The following is an 18189-nucleotide window of genomic DNA, read 5'->3' on the forward strand; positions in this document are numbered from 1 at the left end:
TCTTAAGATTCACATGCTAATTCATAGATAGCCTGTGCGTAAATAGCCGTTGCTTTCAGGAGATCCTCTATATACATATATTCATCTTTCTGATGAGCAATATCTTCACGGCCGGGGAATAATGCCCCAAAGGCTACGCCTGCCTCTAAGCTTCTGGCGTAAGTACCTCCACCGATGCTTAATAACTCGCCTCTCTCACCGGTTTGATCCTCATATACTTTCTTCAGCGTTTGAACAAGTTCATCATCTTTAGACACATGATGAGGTTTACTATCTGAGAAGTTTTCAATCGAATAGCCTTCTATGTTCTCAATGATTGCCTTTCCTTTTTCCATCTCAAACGTAACCGGATAACGCATGTTTAATCCTAATCGCCCGCCATCAGCATCTGAATAGCGCAACTTCCCTACGTTGATAGTTAAATCTCCCGTAATATCGTCACGGTAGCTTACACCGAGTTGAATCCCTCTTGAATCTTTAAAGAAATGCTTGGTCGTGAACTCAAAGAACTCTTTTCCTTGAGAAGGTAGTGGCAGCTGTGATAAGAATGCAGCTAAGTAGAGACCCGCATTCTTCCCGTTGTCAGGCTCCATTCCATGTGAAGAAACGCCTTCGACTTCAAAAACAAGCTCGCCGTTTTCGATGTAATAGTTCCCTTTGATGTTTTCTTCCTTTGTGAAAATTTCAAAGTTTTGAACCCATTTTGTATGATCCTCATCGACCAATAGTACCGCTTTGGCATAGTCAGGAACCATGTTGTAGCGTCGGCCGGACTCAAAAGACATTACCTTGATGCCCGTTTGAGACACATCCGCCGGTTTTATTTGGACTAAATCATAGTCGGCGATCCCTTTTTCTGCATGGATGATCGGAAAGTCTGCATCAGGGGCAAATCCCATTGTAGGCATTTCTTCTTTTTTGAAATAATGCTCAACACATCTCCAGTCGCTTTCTTCATCTGTTCCAATGATCATCCGGACCCGCTTATTGAAGGTGGGATCAAGATCCTTTACGATTTTCATGGCATAATAGGCAGCCATTGTAGGACCCTTGTCATCGATTGCTCCACGGGCATATATCTTACCGTCTTTTATCTCTCCGCCAAAGGGATCGAAACTCCATCCATCCCCTTCAGGAACAACGTCCACATGACAAAGGATACCGAGAAGGTCACTTCCATTACCAAACTCTAAATGTCCGGCAAGATGGTCCACATTCTTAGGGATGAAACCGTCTTTCTCACCAAGGGTCAATAAATAGTCCAGCGCTTCTTTCACGCCTCTCCCCAGTGGTGCATCCTCCGTCGCATTCTCTTCATCCAGCACACTTTTAATCTGCAGGAATTGCTGCAGATCCTTAAGCAAATCGTCCTTCCGCTTCTCCACTTCATTCGTCCAATTAATACTCATTCGTATCCACCTGCTTATATGTATTTACTTCTACTCTCATTTTATACTGTTTCATGGGGAAATCCAAACAGAGAGAATCCGGTGAATAACCGATGTATGCGCTCTTGCTCTGTTCAATGAGTATACTAGTTGATTCGAAGGCAATTGGCTTCAATTCGGGGACTCTCTCATTCTTAACAACATCAATATTAATAAAAAATACATATATTTAGCATTTTATTCATATTCTAGGAATACAACCATCAAGTTACTACGTAAATTGTTTGTAAATTTGGACAATGTTTTTGAAATTTTGTCGGATTAGGAGTACAATGTAATTGTCTGACATCTTATGAGTAAACTTTATATGTAGAAAAGGGGTTGTCTAAAGCGCATAGTACATATGGTAGCACGTGAGGTGCACAAATGACGCATGTAGTCTTTGCCTTTGGAAAAATGATGAGGGAGTGGTTCTTTGAAACCTTCAACCAATCGTATGCTAACTAGAATCAAAGCTGTGTACATGTACATTAAACAGAAAGGTACTGTAACAACTCAAGATCTTGTAGACGAATTTGGCATTACTCCTCGCACCATACAAAGAGATCTCAACGTGTTAGCGTATAATGACTTGGTGCAAAGCCCAAGTCGGGGTCAATGGACAACAACAGAGAAGAAAGTGAAGATGACTTCTTAAACGAAACGGAGGCGGCTCGTTCAGGCCCGACAAGCATAAGACGAGAACGCCGGAAAGGCGCCCTTTGCCTTTTTGGTGTTCTTGACTTATGACCTCGAGGGACTAGCCGCCGGAGCTGGACACATAGAAAAGCGGAAGGGCCTTGCCCAGAGGCGCAAGCATAAGACGAACCTGCCGAAAAGGCGGGTTTTTGCCTTTTTGGCAGGTTTGGCTTATGACCTCGAGCCTCTAAGCCCTGGAGCTGGACACATAGAAAAGCGTCGACTGCCTTGTCGCTGGAGCAGATCGAATAGCGGACTAAAATGACTTTTCAAACAACGAAACGGGGCAGCACCTTTACCGAAGGGTGCTGCCCCGTTTTTTATTCAGGCTTGTATTCTTTTAGTAGTGTTACTTCCTCTTCGGTCAGCTCACGGTACTCACCAAGCTCCAGATCTTTATCAAGCTCAAGCGGTCCCATCGTTAAACGCTTCAGATATATGACGCGCTTTCCTACGCTTTCGAACATTCTTTTCACCTGATGAAATTTCCCTTCAGTGATCGTCAATTCAATATCAGAAGTCAGTCCTGATTTTAGAATCGTCAATTCCCCCGGCTTAGTTTCATAGCCATCATCCAACGTGACTCCACTTTTAAAGGCTTCTACGTCCCCTTCTGTCACTTCACCGTCAATCACGGCAAAATACGTTTTCGGAACATGGCGCTTCGGAGAAAGGAGCTGGTGGGATAATTGACCGTCATTCGTAATGAGAAGGAATCCTTCTGTATCCTTATCGAGTCTTCCGACAGGAAATGGATTGAATATTTGATCTTCCAATTGAAGCAAATCAATGACGGTTTCATCCTGTCCATCTTCAGTTGCTGAGATGACTCCAGGCGGCTTATTCATGAGAAGGTAGATGAATTCACGATACTCAACCTGCTCTCCATACAACATCACTGTATCCTTTTCCGTATTGATATGCACCTTTCCATCTTTAATGACCTCTCCATTGACTTGAAGACCGCCATCCTTTAATAATTTCTTTACTTCTTTCCGGCTGCCGTAACCCATATTGGCAAGCATTTTATCTATTCTCACGTTAATCACGCTCCGTTTATGTTGAGTTCTTATTCTTTAATGTTGGTTTTATTAGTGATTTGACCAGTCCATGGGCACTTACCCATTCATGTTTCTATTCTTAACATAGGCTACTACAGGTAAGCAACTTTGATAAAAATAAATGAGGTGAAGCATATGTATCCATATCGACAACAAGGATCAGGTGGATTATTGATCCCTATTCCACTTCCTGGAGGCGGCGGACAGGGATATCCAGGTTTTCCTGGTCAAGGGTATGGCGGCGGCGTCAACGACCGGTTAGACCGGCTTGAGAGACAATATGAGCGTCTGGACCGCAAAGTCGACCGCTTGGAACGAAAAGTAGAGCGACTTGAAAGACAACTTGGGTATTATAATAATTAGCCCTCTCCTATTACAATGATTGATGAAAAGTGCATGACCGCTTAAATAGAAGCAGGGCTCACTGTCCATTCAATAAAAAAAGGGATGATCGGCATGTATCATCCCTTTTCCTTTTACCCTATGCGAAGTTTACTGCGAATCCTCGTGATTTTATCCCCGAATAAACGATCTGCCAATTTACTTCTTAAGCTTAAGTAGAAGTAAACAAGTGCTCCCACCCCGCCACATATAGCAACGAGAAGAATCGATTGGAATCCGGACTCAGGATTGAGGAATTGAACCAGTATACGATATAACACCAATACCACCACTGCCATGACGGCATTTAGTGCTCCTATGAACATGGTTCTTCTCATAATCAGTCTGAATTGATATCTCGCGTATTTCTTGATGACATATAAATTGATTAGAATCGCTACTGCATACCCAATCACAGTGGCGATGACAGCACCTTGAGTTTCGAACAAGCGAATCAACGGTATGTTCAGGACAAGCTTGAGTAGCAGACCGACAAGCAAGCTGAAGATAGTAAATTTCTGCTCGTCAATTCCTTGAAGAATCGCTGCTGTAACAGCAAATAATGCAAAGAGAATCGCAACAGGTGCATATGATCTTAAAATAGAAGTTCCTAATTCATCACTGTGATAGAACATCGTATACGTTGGCTCAGCTAATAGCGCAATTCCTAAAGCTGCCGGTACTGTTAAAAACAATAGAATTTGAAACGTTTGGTCGATGTTTCTACGCATCGTTTTCCGGTCGCCGCTTGTATAAGACGTCGTAATCAACGGAATCAGCGTCATAGAAAAGGCGGTTGCCAAGGACACTGGAATAATCACAAGTTTATGAGTATAGAAGTTCAATACGGCAAAGGCATGATCGGAAACTTTTGCATTACCAATCGCAGACATCGCAGTATTAAAAGTAATCTGATCAACCAGTTGAAATAACGGGTTGGCAAGTCCTACAAAAATAAACGGAATCGAATAGGCGATGATCTCTTTATACATCGATCGTAATGAAACCTCTTCCTGACCGCGATCTTCCTCTAGGAGCTCGTCTAAATGAGGCTTTCGTTTAAACCAATACCAAATCAATGCCCCGAGACTCGCCAGCCCCCCGACAAATGCAGCAAATGTCGCTACAGCAATGGCGGTTGTCACAGACCCATCTAAAATGTTTAATACTACATAAATCCCGCCCAGTAAGAAAACAATCCGGACAATTTGTTCGATTACCTGGGAAACCGCTGTCGGCCCCATGGATTGATGGCCCTGGAAAAAGCCCCTGATCAAGCTCATAAACGGAATGATGATCAGTGCAAAACTCACTGCCCGAATGACGGTCGTCACCTGTGCAACCGAAATCACCTGTTCATCACTCTTGATTGTCATTTCTGCGAATATAGGTGCAAATGCATACATAATGAGGAACGAAACAATCCCCGTCAGCGTCATCAGCACCAAACCTGACTTAAACAGCCTTCGTCCTACGGCATATTCACCTATGGCATTATATTTTGAAACGAATTTTGAAACGGCCAGGGGCACACCTGCAGTCGCTACAGTCAGAAAGATTGTATACGGTACATAACCATATTGATATAGGGAAGCCCCCTCTTCATGACCTTTTAACAAATCATCAAACGGTATAACATAAAAAAGACCCAGAAACTTCGAAATAAAGGTCCCTAACGTTAATATAAACGTCCCTCTTATTAATTTAGATGACATAGTATCCCTCTCTATATATCTTGTTGCTCATTAAACAAACAAAATAAAATCCAACTTGAAAATTTACACACTATCAGTAGTTTACTACTGTACGAATCGAATGACAATTTTTTTCGAATGTTGTATTTAAAACCCATCCCATTTAAAATAAGGAGAAACTTCTTTTGAGAAACGAAAGAGCAAAACTAAAAGTTGGTGGAAAAATGGTAAAGAAATACGATGTGATTGTCATAGGTGGAGGACCGTCCGGATTGATGGCCAGTATCGCAGCCGGGGAAAACGGAGCGAACGTCCTTCTTGTAGATAAAGGAACGAAACTTGGAAGAAAGCTCGCGATTTCCGGAGGCGGCCGCTGCAACGTGACCAATCGACTTCCCATAGAAGAAATCATTAAGCATATTCCGGGAAATGGACGATTTTTATATAGTGCCTTTTCCGAGTTCAATAATGAAGATATCATCGCTTTCTTTGAGAAGCTGGGGATACAATTAAAAGAGGAAGATCACGGCAGGATGTTTCCTGTATCGAACCGGGCCATGGATGTTGTGGAAGCCTTATTGAAACGCATGAAGGAGTTAAAGGTGGATACCCGGACGAGCACAAGCGTGGACGAAGTTCTGTACGAAAACGGCGAGACGGTCGGTATCCTCTTGAAAGACGGTGAAACGATCGCCGCAAAGGCTGTCGTCATCGCGGTTGGAGGCAAGTCCGTCCCTCATACCGGATCGACGGGCGATGGGTATCCATGGGCGACGAAAGCAGGGCATACAATTACCGACTTGTTCCCGACCGAGGTTCCCCTTACGTCGGACGAGCCTTTTGTTAAAAAGAAAGAGCTCCAAGGGCTTTCATTGCGCAGCGTTGAGTTGAGCGTATTAAATCCTAAGGGGAAAAAAATCATCACGCATAAAATGGATATGATCTTTACCCATTTAGGAATTTCCGGACCGGCCGTTCTCCGTTGCAGTCAATATGTGGTAAAGGCCATGAAGAAATGGAACCTGACCCATGTTGCCATGCAGATCGATTCCATGCCTGATCAAAATGAAGAACAGCTATTCCAGTCTATCCATAAACAGGTGAAAGAAGATGGAAAGAAAGCCGCGAAGAATATATTCAAAGGATTGGTTCCTGAGAGATACCTGTTATTTTTACTGGACCGTGCAGAAATCGATCACGATGAAAAAGGAGATCATATCTTCTCAGAAAAAATCCGACAGTTTACCAAGTTGTTAAAACAATTCACCTTCAATGTGAACGGAACATTGTCCATTGATAAGGCGTTTGTTACGGGCGGCGGTGTTTCCATTAAAGAAATCGAACCGAAAACGATGGCTTCGAAAAAGATGAACGGACTCTACTTCTGTGGAGAAGTGCTTGATATCCACGGATATACCGGCGGCTATAATATTACTTCTGCCCTTGTTACAGGAAGACTTGCAGGCTTTAATGCGGCAAAAGTATAATTCAAAAAGAAAGGTTGATCCCATCTGCATCTGCAGTACGATCAACCTTTTTATTTTCTGTAAACAACCATGGCCGAGAAACAATAAATTTGATCTTCCACTTCCTCCGACAATGCTGCTACATGATATTTAATATCCACGATTTTTTTATCTTCCAGTTTACTGAGAAAATGATTCATATCTTTCTCTAAATCTTTCTCATGCTCATAATCGAAGACTTTCACTTGAATCATGGAGCTCCCTCCCCATTTTTGATTGATATTAGTATCGTCAGAATATTTAATTTTCAAACAATTGATGGGGGATTTTTATTGAGGATTGAATGTTTCGTTGAGTTTGGTATTTTTTTGATTTCGCTGATATATTTTGAATTTCGCTGATATATTGTCGATTTCGCTGATATATCTCGAATTTCGCTGATAAACCGCCTTACATTCCACGTAGAACTCTGTAGTGAAGCCATTTTTCACTATATACATGAAAAAAGCACACCCTTTTCAAAAAAAGGATGCGCTTCTTCCCAGAAAAATCAATTATTTCTTCGCCGCTGTCTCCCCAGCCCAGTTCATCATGCCGCCTTCCATGTTCACCACTTTATATCCTTGTTCCTGCATGTAGTGAGCAACATTTCCGCTGCGGTTTCCTGAACGGCAGATAAAGATGTACTCTTTGTCTTTATCAAATTGATCAAGTGACTCAGGAATTTCACCCATTTTGATATGCTTTGCTCCAGGAATCACTCCCTCTGCCACTTCTTCATCTTCACGAACATCCACTAAAAGCAGATCTTCACCATTTTTCAACTTTTGCTCCAACTCATCAGTCGTAATCGTTTTAATTGTATCCATACTTCTCAACTTCCTTTCATCATTCACTCATTATTCGTCATTCATTCAACACAATTATACCAAAGCCCGTCTCCCAAACAAAAAAATCAGATTGAAAGAGGGACGGACCTCAATAAAACGCTGATTTAAAGCGATTTGCGATCAAATTCCGGCCCATATAGAGGTCCGCCCCCCTAAATAGAAAAGAGGGACGGACCTTGGTGAAATACAGAATCCCCAATTGATAGTATTTCCTACCAATCAGATGCATTTCAAGGTCCGTCCCTCAACACAATATTAGTTGGCTACGATGTTCACTAGTTTGCCAGGTACGGCAATGACTTTGCGGATGGTTTTGCCTTCGATTTGGCTTTTGATTTCATCGTTTTCCATGGCGGTTTTTTCTAGATCATCTTTGTTCATATCTCGAGGGATCATGACTTTCGCCTTCACTTTACCGTTTACTTGAAGAACGATTTCGACTTCGTTGTCGACAAGCTTCGATTCATCGAATGTCGGCCATGTTTCGTAGGAAAGAGTTCCTTCATGACCTAGCTTGCTCCAAAGCTCTTCTGTCATATGCGGAGCGATCGGTGCCAGCATCTTAATGAAACCTTCCACATAATTCTTAGGAAGTGTGTCAGCTTTGTATGCATCATTGATGAATACCATCAGCTGGGAAATTCCTGTGTTGAAACGAAGCCCTTCGTAGTCTTCTGTCACTTTTTTCACGGTTTGATTATACGTTTTATCCAGGTCACTGTTTGGTGCATCTGTCACCTTCGAGGAAAGTGAACCATCCTCCTCGACAAGCAGGCGCCATACACGGTCAAGGAAGCGACGGGCTCCGTCCAGTCCGTTTGTGCTCCAGGCGATGGAAGCTTCAAGTGGACCCATGAACATTTCATAAAGACGAAGGGTATCTGCACCGTGAGATTCTACCACCTCATCAGGATTCACAACATTCCCTTTTGATTTACTCATTTTTTCATTGTTTTCACCCAGGATCATTCCTTGGTTGAATAGCTTCTGGAACGGCTCTTTCGTTGGCACTACGCCGATATCATAAAGGAACTTGTGCCAGAAACGGGCATAAAGCAAGTGAAGCACCGCATGTTCGGCTCCTCCGATATACGTATCGACCGGCAGCCAATTTTCCATTTTCTTCGCATCAGCCAGGGCTTCTTCGTTATGTGGATCGATATAACGGATATAGTACCAGCAGCTTCCTGCCCACTGAGGCATTGTGTTTGTTTCACGGCGGCCTTTTTTACCTGTTTCAGGGTCTTCAACATTCACCCATTCACTGATGTTCGCAAGTGGAGATTCACCTGTACCGGACGGTTTGATTTCAGTCGTCTTGGGAAGGACAAGTGGAAGCTCACTTTCTGGAACCGTGGTCGTTGTGCCATCTTCCCAATGGATGACTGGAATCGGCTCGCCCCAGTAACGCTGACGGCTGAATAACCAGTCACGCAGACGGTACGTCACTTTCTTCGTTCCGATATTCTTTTCTTCCAACCAGGAAATGGCTTTTGTGATTGCCTCTTCCTTACCCATTCCATCAAGAAAATCAGAGTTCACATGATCTCCGTCACCTGTATAAGCTTCTTTCTCAACGTTGCCTCCAGCGACCACTTCCACGATTGGAAGATCGAATTCTTTGGCAAATTCATAATCTCTCTCGTCATGAGCAGGAACAGCCATGATTGCACCAGAACCGTAGCTCATTAGAACGTAATCGGCAATCCAGATCGGCATTTTGCTTCCGTTAGCTGGATTGATCGCATAGGCGCCCGTGAATACACCCGTTTTTTCTTTTGCAAGATCTGTACGTTCAAGATCACTTTTTGACTTGATCTTGTCGATATACTCATTCACTTTCGAGCGTTGTTCGTCCGTTGTGATTTTCGCGACGAACGGATGCTCAGGAGCAAGAACCGCGTATGTTGCACCAAAGATCGTATCCGGACGTGTTGTGAAAACATCGAAAGATTCATCATGCCCATCAATAGTAAAATTGATTTCTGCTCCTTCAGAGCGTCCGATCCAGTTGCGTTGCATATCTTTAATACTCTCAGGCCAGTCTACATCTTCAAGGTCTTCCACAAGACGGTCTGCATAAGCGGTGATCTTCAGCATCCACTGCTTCATCGGACGGCGCTCTACGGGATGCCCTCCGCGTTCGCTCTTCCCATCGATGACTTCTTCATTGGCAAGGACCGTCCCAAGTGCCGGACACCAATTCACGGCAACCTCATCCACATAAGCCAAGCCTTTTTCATAAAGTTTGGTGAAGATCCATTGTGTCCATTTGTAGTAGCCTGGATCTGTTGTATTGACTTCGCGGTCCCAATCGTAAGAAAAACCTAGAGCTTTAATTTGACGGCGGAATGTATCGATATTTTTTTGTGTGAATTCTGCCGGGTCATTCCCTGTATCAAGGGCATATTGCTCAGCCGGTAAACCGAATGCATCCCACCCCATCGGATGAAGGACATTGTACCCTTGCATACGCTTCATGCGGGAAAGGATGTCCGTTGCCGTAAACCCTTCCGGATGTCCTACGTGAAGGCCTGCGCCTGATGGATACGGGAACATATCCAGTGCGTAGAAATTGTCTTTTCCTTCATCTTCCGTCGCCTTGAACGTTTTGTTTTCTTCCCAATACTGCTGCCATTTTGTCTCAACACTTTTATGATTAAAACTCATATTGAGATCCTCCTTTAATTGTCATTCGAAAGGCAGGTGCCCCTCTTTTTTAAAAAATAAAAAAACTCTCATCCCAAATAAATATTTGGGACGAGAGTTTGTATGTACATTCTCCCGCGGTACCACCCACATTAGTGTACGCGCACTCAGCTTCATTCATCCTTAACGCGGAAAACGGCAAGTCTTACTGTTCGTTCACACTTGCAACTCAGCAGGCGAGTTCATGATGCTTCTGGTTGACTTTCACCACCCGTCAACTCTCTACGACAGAAATCCTTCATTACTACTCCTGATCAACGTTTCGATATAGGTAAACAATATATGTATTCACTATTTTAGTGAAAAATATACAGAAGCGCAAGCCTATTGTTGATTAATGGATGAGATTATTGACTTTTTATTAAATTGTATGAGATTCCAGGTGACTTCTTACGGGTAAATTTTGTCCTCTTAGTTAAGAATCCTGTAGTTTCAATCAAAAATTCGGCCATTTCCTAGAAAAATCGAGTCCATTCTGAATAATCCGGCCGTTATCGAGAAAAATCAAGCCGCCGATTTACGTCTTTCCCCAAAAACAGACTCACCATAAATCACCGCCATATCAACCTCACCCAATAAATGAAACGACCTCCTAAAAGGTCGTTTCTCCTTCGCCTAGCTATTGAACCGTATACCCGCCATCCAATACAACTGCCTGTCCGGTGATTCCCTTCGCTGCATCACTGCATAGGAACATGGTATAGTCTGCAATTTCTTTTACATCCAGTAATCTTCTCTGCGGTACGAGAGGATAGATGACTTCTTCTATCACTCTTTCAAACGGTATATTGCGCGTTTTGGCAAGGTCCCCCAGCTGATTTCGAACCAGCGGAGTGTCAACATACCCCGGACAAACCGCATTTACGGTAATTCCATCCTGTGCCGCTTCCAATGCTGCTACCTTCGTCAAGCCGATGACTCCGTGTTTGGCAGAATTATAGGCTGCTTTGCCGGAGAAGCCTACTAATCCATTAATGGACGCCATATTGATGATCCGTCCCGACCCCTGCTCCTTCATGTGGGGCAGGACATGCTTGATCGCGACAAAAGGAGCGGTCAGCATGACTTTTATGAGAAGTTCGAATTTCTCAGTCGGGAACTCTTCAATATGGGACACATGTTGAAGTCCTGCATTATTGATTAATACGTCCAGCTTCCCGTAGTGATCCACCGTTTTAGCGATTGCCTCTTTTAAATCGGATTCCGATGTCACGTCACATCGCAATCCAAGAACTTCAAATCCTTCTGCCTCAAGGGCATCCGAAGCTTTTTGAACGGAACCTTCCTGCAGATCCGTCAATACGACTTTGGCTCCGTTAGCAGCGAATTCTTTTCCGATTTCGAAGCCGATCCCCTGCGCTGCCCCTGTTATGAATACAACTTTATTTTCAACCATGATGATACTCCTTTCTTAGATCCCTACGCCAAATGAGAATAAAAGAATCGCTAATGCTAAACCGATAAGTGGGACAATGACGGTTACTGCTCCTACCGCACCATATGCTTGTCCATGTGATTCATTACAGATCGAACGGATCGTCGTTACGACATATCCATTGTGCGGCAATGAATCCAGTGCTCCTGAAGATATCGCCACTACCCGGTGAAGGGCTTCAGGATTCACACCCATATCAACATAATGAGGAGCGAGGATCGGCAATGCGATTGCTTGACCACCTGATGCTGAACCGGTCATCCCTGCTATCACACTGACTGCGATGGCCCCACCAATCAATGGGGATCCAGGAATATTCGTCATGACATCAACGGCTGTACTGAAGGCTGGAACGGCTTTGGCCACTCCTCCGAATCCAACGACGGCCGCTGTGTTACCGATGGCGATCAATGCTCCAACCGTACCTTCGGAAACAGCACCCCAGAAGCCTTTGAAATATTTGCGATTTAACACGTAAGCAGAAATCACACCACCTAATAAGGCAATGATAAGTGCTGATTGTTTTAAAGAATCGTGGAAAGTGAAAGCCAGAATAAGGACGACTAATAATGGAACCAACCCCATGAACGGGTTAGGCAGGGGTCTTCCTTCATCAATGACCGGATCTTCTTCACGTGAATGGAATTTCTCTCCTTTATTGACTGCTTTGGTGATCATACGCTTTAACCACCAGTAGCCAAACACTGCCATAAACACGGCTACGATCAAGCTGACTTCCCAGCCTGCATAAGGTGTCGTACCAAGATATTCAATCGGAATCCAGTTTTGGATTTCCGGTGAACCTGCAGATGTCATCGTGAACGTGACCGACCCGAATGCTAATGCCGCAGGAATGAAACGACGCGGCAGATCCGCTTGTTTAAATAAACTAACGGCCATAGGATATACAGAGAATGCAACAACGAAGAGACTGACTCCCCCATATGTTAAAACGGCACAGGCAAGCACAATGGCAAATACGGCATACTTCATCCCTAGTTTTTCTACTACAAACCGGGAGACACTATCTGCTGCCCCGCTATCTTCCATTACTTTTCCGAACACGGCACCCAATAAGAACATCAGATACCAGGCAGCGACGAAGCTTGTAAAACCTGACATATAGTTTGAAACGAGATTCGCTTCCCCTTCACCCGCTAACTGCGGAAAGAGCGGCATCCCACTCAACACTGCTACGAATAAAGCCGAGATGGGACCAACAATCAATATGTTCATGCCCCTCATTGTTAAAAAGATTAATAAAATGAGTCCTCCAATAAGACCGATCATGCTTAACATGATATTTCCCCCTTTGTTCTCTAAAGATGATTAAATGAAATCGTTTACATTTTTATCTACTCTTCTTCTCTCCTTTCCATAAAATACTTTCAAATAGAATACATGCAATAATTGTGCCAACTTTCAGATTACTAATCATCCACTCCTTTTCTCACCCACATATTTTAAGAATTCCAGGATTCTGGACAAATCCGGCATTTTAGTCACGAAATGTACATATTTACACTAAAAATAAAACAGTCCGGAAATATGGACTGTTTTCCATATTTCCGGACTACCTGCACAACTATATTATAGAAGCTGATATTTATTTAACTTCTCATACATGCTTGACTTACTTATCCCCAAAGTCTCTGCAACCTTTCGTTTATCGTCCTGATGAGTTTGCAAACTTTGAGTCAATACGGATTTCTCCGTTTCTTCGAGGATTTCTCTTAATGTTTTAGAGCCGACATCATAAAAGTTTCCAACCTTCATATAAGAAGGCAGTGACTGCAGAGAGATCCAGCTTTCATTGGACAAATAGGTGGAAGCGTTAATGACATTTTCTAATTCACGCAAATTCCCGGGCCAGCTATAGGAACGAAAAATCTGCATCACTTCGTTTTCAAACCCTTGGATCCGTTTCCCCGATGATTTTGTGGATTTTTCCAAGAAAAAGGCAGCCAAACTCTCGATATCTTCCTTCCGCTCACGGAGAGGGGGAATTTGAAAGGGGACTACATTAATACGATAGTACAGGTCGCTTCGAAATCGCTTTTCTTCCATCATTTTTTCAAGGGGACGGTTCGTGGCTGCGATGATGCGGACATCCACATGTTGAACACGGTTTGAACCGACTGCCTCGACCTCCCCTTCCTGTAAAGCCCTGAGAAGCTTCGCCTGCATATTGAGAGGCATGTCCCCGATTTCATCAAGGAAAAGTGTTCCCTTATGGGCCAGCTGAAACTTCCCTTTTTTACCACCCTTTTTCGCTCCTGTAAAAGCTCCTTCTTCGTAACCGAACAGCTCTGATTCCAGTAGCTGCTCCGGGATCGCGGCACAGTTTACTTTAATGAAAGGTTGCCTGCTTCTTTCGCTAAGCTGGTGAATACTGTGGGCAAACAACTCTTTACCCGTTCCGCTCTCACCTCTGATCAGGATCGAAATATCACCGGGGGCAATCATTTGAGCTTTGACCTTCAATTCATTCATTCCCGGTGATTCACCGATAATGTCATTCAGCGTGTATTTCACGCCTGTATTGATATCCTGGATGTAGCTTTGAATTTTAGACATCATGTTCTTTACGTGCGAACTCATTTGCATCCATTCACTCGTGTCCCGGAAGATCACCGATCCAAATGCTCCTATCACTTCACCATCAACCCGAATCGGAATACGATTGGCGATCATATAGTTTCCTTTTATGTATTGAAGGTCTGCCACTTCCTCTTTACCACTGTCCGCAACAATATGCATACGTGTGTTTTCGATGACGTTCGTCACATGTGAGCCTATCGCTTTATCTCGTTCAACTTCAAGAAAGCGACAGTAATTGTCATTTATATAGATAATCGTGCCTTCATTATCAACGACGACCAACCATTCGAAAGCGTTCTCAAGAATGATTTCAATCATTTCGACGGATACCTTTTTTAATAAGCTGCTCATTTCCACTGCCTCCTCTGTTTTTGAAAGAGAACATATACATCTATAGTAGCACATACACTATCTGTCGTTCCCAAAAATGTAAGCGGCTTGCAAATCTTTCAATTACCAGTGGAGATTCGGTTTAATGTATACGGAATTAGGGAAACTTCTTAACAATGAATGGAGGAATGAAAGGATGAAAATCGCAGAACTGAAAATATTTTATTTCGAAGACGATGGAATCATCCCGAATAACCCGGACCTGCCCGTACTCATTTATCGGAATGCACTTGATCATCCTCATGACGCCGAAGAGCTCTTTAACAGAAATCAATGGCTCAATAGTTGGACCAATGGCATATATGATTACCACCATTACCATAGTAATGCACATGAAGTATTAGGAGTCATGGAAGGTGAGGCAACCGTTCAATTAGGTGGCGAAATGGGCGAAGAAGTGACGGTCCATAAAGGTGATGTGATCATCCTTCCAGCCGGGACCGGACATAAGAAATTATATTCAAGTCCCGACTTTAAAGTCGCAGGTGCCTATCCGAATGGTGACGAGTATAATTTGAAAAAAGGTTCATTGCGTGAACGGCCGAGTGTTTTAATTGAAATTAAGAACGTTCCGCGTCCATCATTGGACCCTGTGTTTGGGGAAACGGGTCCACTCATAAAATATTGGCTCAAGAAAATGGTTTAACCTAACGTTCTGCATCCAATCGTTACGTTTTTATTCGATTTTTTCCATTCCTATTTTTCTATAGTAATGCTTCTTAGAAACGACTATAAATATTTCTAAAACTTCCTATAATCTAAGCGATTAGATTATTTTTTGTAAAATAGTCTTGTTTTCTTATTAGTCCTATGCTATTCTATTATAGCGATGAGCTGAATTGTGTAAGTCGGGGTTCACGTCCTTGTGACAACAAACGATGTGGCGTTTGCTGATCTCTCGCCTCAATTTTTTGCAAGTGGGCTTCCGTAGGAAACGGGAGCCCTTTTTATATGGAAAAACCTCCAATGAATCCTCATTGGGGGTTTCTTTATTGTTGAACCGAAACGGAGACTGGGCTTTTCTTTTTCAACGGTCGGTCATATTGACTCGTAATGATTAATGAGACCATGAAGAAAGCGATCAACGTCATAAACAGCACCTGCATGCTGAATACGTCCACTAATACTCCTCCGATAAATGGACCGATCATTCTCCCTCCTGTTGCTGTACTATTCACGATTCCCTGATAGAATCCTTCTCTCCCTTTTGGAGCAAGTGAGTTAGCAATGGTAGGAACAGCCGGCCATATGAGCATTTCACCGATTGTCAGAATGATCATCGCAATGGCAAACCATTGAAATTGATCGGCAATCGAAGCCACCGCGAAGGAAACCATGAAAATAATCGTCCCAATCATAATTTGAAGCTTTAAATTATGTTCAAAACGCTTGATGGTTTTTGATAAAAGTGGCTGAGCAAGCACAATCAATGCTCCATTGATCGTCCACAATAAGCTGTATTGTTTCAGACTGATATTGATTTCCTGTGTGTACGTTGCAATGGTGGACTGCCATTGTACATAGCCCATCCAGCATAATAAATAGGCCACACAAATGAAGAGCAGTGCTTTCAGTTTCGATTTATCCCTAATCACTTTAGACTCATTCAATACAGATGTTTGATGAGCGCTTACGGATATGCTTCGATAACCAAATAAGGCAATGAAGAAAAAGACGATATACATACTAAGATTCGCTAAGAATATATAGTTAAAGGAAAACGAGGCGACGAACCCACCTAATGCAGCTCCGACCGCAACTCCGATATTTTGCGCCACATAGACGGAATTGAACGCTTTTCGGCCACCTTCAGGCCACACTGACCCTGCCATGGCATACATGGAAGGAAAGACGATTCCCGATCCAAAACCAACAATGGTCAAGAAGACCACATAGTGCGGCCAGCCATGCCAAATATTCATTCCGACCAGAGCAGTCAAAGTAATGGAAATCCCTACTAATATCGAGCGGTATCCACCAAACTTATCAAAAAGTGTTCCCCCGATCAGATTTCCGATTACACTTGCTCCAGCGTTCATCATCAGCACGATTCCCGCTACAGATAGTGATTTCCCTAAATTCTCATGTAGATAAATTGTATTTAGCGGCCATAAAAAAGAGGCACCTGTCACATTTACCATCATTCCAATGACAAGCAACCATAATGATTTGGGCATGATTCTGCCCCCTTTCCACCATTTTATTTCGAGTCCCAAAAGGATTTTACTCTTTTTTGTGAAAGGGGGCAAGAATTATTTCTTAAAATAGATGTCCTTTTTCATATTTTAAGCTATGTTAATGTTCAATGTTGATATTTGATATTTACGAACATTTGTTCTAAAATGAAGGTATAAAAATAGTGAGGTGTAGGACAATGAAGCTGGCAGAAATCGTAAACGAAATTCAACAATTGGATGAAATGACTCAACAACGATTATTAGCCTATCTTCAAAGTTCCATAGGTAATGTAATCTATGGAAAAGAGCCTATCACCAAAGAAATTAAGGAACGTAAGAATGAGAAGGGTTTTGTATGCCCTCATTGTCAATCTACACAAGTAGTTCGTTTTGGAAAATACACTATTAAATCCTCAGTAAAAGTCATTGAAAAACAACGGTACAAATGCAAATCCTGTACTAAAACGTTCACAGATCTAACTAATACTCCGCTTAATCGTACTCGTAAAATGGACAAGTGGTTAAAGTTTATTGAGTGTATGATTGAAGGACATTCTTTAAGAAAGTCAGCAATGATAATCGGTAGAATCTCTTGGGTGACATTATTTTATTGGAGACACAAAATTTTATGCGCCTTATCGCAAATCTCGTTAGACAAATTTAACGGTATTGTTGAAATGGATGAAACTTATTTCCTATACTCTGAAAAAGGAAAAAGGGGTATTGTTGGTCGTGAACCAAGAAAGCGTGGAGGAGAATCTGAATATAGAGGTATAAGCAAAGACCAAGTTTGTGTACTCGTTGCTCGTGACCGTCACAAAGGTACAATTTCATCTGTTCTTTGGAAAGGGAGAGTAATTAAAGCCAAATTGGAAAAGAAGATAGGTGAAAAACTATCCAAAGAGAATATTCTTTGCACAGATTCTTGGCGAGCTTTTAGCACCTACGCCAAAGAAAAAGGTGTTGAACATTACCGTTTTAAATCTGACGGGAAAGTTAGAGTAATAAAAGGCATTTATCATATTCAAAACGTTAATAACTACCACAGTCGTTTAAAAAAATGGATTCAGCGTTTTAATAGTGTTGCCACAAAATATCTTGAAAATTATTTGTCTTGGTTCCGTTACCTTGATATGAACAAGTACGAAAAAACCAGTGCAAATATTAAGGAAATGATGGTGAATTCCTGCCTCTTCCCTGTAACTGCTACATTTAATTCATTGAGATTATCCGAACTAAAAATTTAAGCTGATAGGGGT

General features: G+C 42.6%; 15 protein-coding genes and 1 other annotated feature. Of the genes, 5 read left to right on the plus strand and 10 right to left on the minus strand.

Features of this window, described 5'->3' with window-relative positions:
- Positions 1–2: 2 nt before the first annotated feature.
- The gene (gene pepV, locus FZC88_RS19750) at positions 3–1409 is read right to left on the minus strand and encodes a dipeptidase PepV (protein WP_148996149.1); all 1407 of its coding nucleotides are present in this window, start codon (positions 1407–1409) and stop codon (positions 3–5) included.
- Positions 1410–1863: 454 nt separating this feature from the next.
- Here pepV and FZC88_RS19755 point away from each other — a divergent pair, with 454 nt between their 5' ends.
- A complete protein-coding gene (locus FZC88_RS19755) occupies positions 1864–2085 on the plus strand; it encodes a DeoR family transcriptional regulator (RefSeq protein ID WP_044340309.1) in 222 nt (73 codons plus the stop codon).
- A gap of 361 nt (positions 2086–2446) precedes the next feature.
- Here the strand turns inward: FZC88_RS19755 and FZC88_RS19760 are convergent, their stop codons facing one another.
- Positions 2447–3172, minus strand: coding sequence for a pseudouridine synthase (locus tag FZC88_RS19760; protein WP_282138968.1), 726 nt, complete (start codon positions 3170–3172; stop codon positions 2447–2449).
- A gap of 150 nt (positions 3173–3322) precedes the next feature.
- Here FZC88_RS19760 and FZC88_RS19765 point away from each other — a divergent pair, with 150 nt between their 5' ends.
- The gene (locus FZC88_RS19765) at positions 3323–3550 is read left to right on the plus strand and encodes a hypothetical protein (RefSeq protein WP_148970996.1); all 228 of its coding nucleotides are present in this window, start codon (positions 3323–3325) and stop codon (positions 3548–3550) included.
- 113 nt (positions 3551–3663) lie between these two features.
- Here FZC88_RS19765 and FZC88_RS19770 read toward each other — a convergent pair whose 3' ends face one another.
- Positions 3664–5283 (minus strand): putative polysaccharide biosynthesis protein, encoded by a 1620-nt coding sequence (locus tag FZC88_RS19770; RefSeq protein WP_148970997.1) that lies wholly within the window; start codon positions 5281–5283, stop codon positions 3664–3666.
- A gap of 203 nt (positions 5284–5486) precedes the next feature.
- On the opposite strand from FZC88_RS19770, the gene FZC88_RS19775 reads away from it, so the two are divergent.
- Positions 5487–6749, plus strand: coding sequence for a BaiN/RdsA family NAD(P)/FAD-dependent oxidoreductase (locus FZC88_RS19775; RefSeq protein WP_148996212.1), 1263 nt, complete (start codon positions 5487–5489; stop codon positions 6747–6749).
- 50 nt (positions 6750–6799) lie between these two features.
- On the opposite strand, the gene FZC88_RS19780 is transcribed toward FZC88_RS19775, so the two are convergent.
- The 6 genes from FZC88_RS19780 to FZC88_RS19805 all read right to left on the minus strand — a co-directional run bounded on the left by FZC88_RS19780 (position 6800) and on the right by FZC88_RS19805 (position 14714).
- On the minus strand, positions 6800–6982 hold the full coding sequence (locus tag FZC88_RS19780) for a sporulation protein Cse60 (RefSeq protein ID WP_113969818.1): 183 nt from the start codon (positions 6980–6982) through the stop codon (positions 6800–6802).
- 300 nt (positions 6983–7282) lie between these two features.
- Entirely contained in the window at positions 7283–7597 is a 315-nt protein-coding gene (locus FZC88_RS19785; RefSeq protein WP_148970998.1) for a rhodanese-like domain-containing protein, read from the minus strand.
- A 276-nt stretch (positions 7598–7873) separates the two neighbouring features.
- On the minus strand, positions 7874–10288 hold the full coding sequence (leuS, locus tag FZC88_RS19790; protein ID WP_148996150.1) for a leucine--tRNA ligase: 2415 nt from the start codon (positions 10286–10288) through the stop codon (positions 7874–7876).
- Between the two features lie 83 nt (positions 10289–10371).
- Positions 10372–10594 (minus strand) — a binding site (T-box leader).
- A gap of 352 nt (positions 10595–10946) precedes the next feature.
- A complete protein-coding gene (locus FZC88_RS19795; protein ID WP_148996151.1) occupies positions 10947–11723 on the minus strand; it encodes a 3-hydroxybutyrate dehydrogenase in 777 nt (258 codons plus the stop codon).
- Between the two features lie 15 nt (positions 11724–11738).
- A complete protein-coding gene (locus FZC88_RS19800; protein WP_148996152.1) occupies positions 11739–13061 on the minus strand; it encodes a GntP family permease in 1323 nt (440 codons plus the stop codon).
- Positions 13062–13352: 291 nt separating this feature from the next.
- Complete coding sequence (locus FZC88_RS19805; RefSeq protein WP_148996153.1) at positions 13353–14714, minus strand: sigma-54 interaction domain-containing protein; 1362 nt, start codon at positions 14712–14714, stop codon at positions 13353–13355.
- A 175-nt stretch (positions 14715–14889) separates the two neighbouring features.
- Here FZC88_RS19805 and FZC88_RS19810 point away from each other — a divergent pair, with 175 nt between their 5' ends.
- Complete coding sequence (locus tag FZC88_RS19810) at positions 14890–15399, plus strand: cupin domain-containing protein (RefSeq protein ID WP_148971002.1); 510 nt, start codon at positions 14890–14892, stop codon at positions 15397–15399.
- Between the two features lie 343 nt (positions 15400–15742).
- Here FZC88_RS19810 and FZC88_RS19815 read toward each other — a convergent pair whose 3' ends face one another.
- Positions 15743–16930 (minus strand): MDR family MFS transporter, encoded by a 1188-nt coding sequence (locus FZC88_RS19815; protein WP_148996154.1) that lies wholly within the window; start codon positions 16928–16930, stop codon positions 15743–15745.
- Positions 16931–17127: 197 nt separating this feature from the next.
- Between FZC88_RS19815 and FZC88_RS19820 the strand changes: the two genes are divergently transcribed.
- Positions 17128–18177 carry an IS1595 family transposase gene (locus FZC88_RS19820; protein WP_148996155.1) on the plus strand — a complete coding sequence of 350 codons (1050 nt, stop codon included), beginning with the start codon at positions 17128–17130 and terminating at the stop codon, positions 18175–18177.
- Positions 18178–18189 lie beyond the last annotated feature (12 nt).

Source organism: Rossellomorea aquimaris (genome assembly GCF_008180865.1).
Lineage (GTDB): Bacteria > Bacillota > Bacilli > Bacillales > Bacillaceae_B > Rossellomorea > Rossellomorea yichunensis.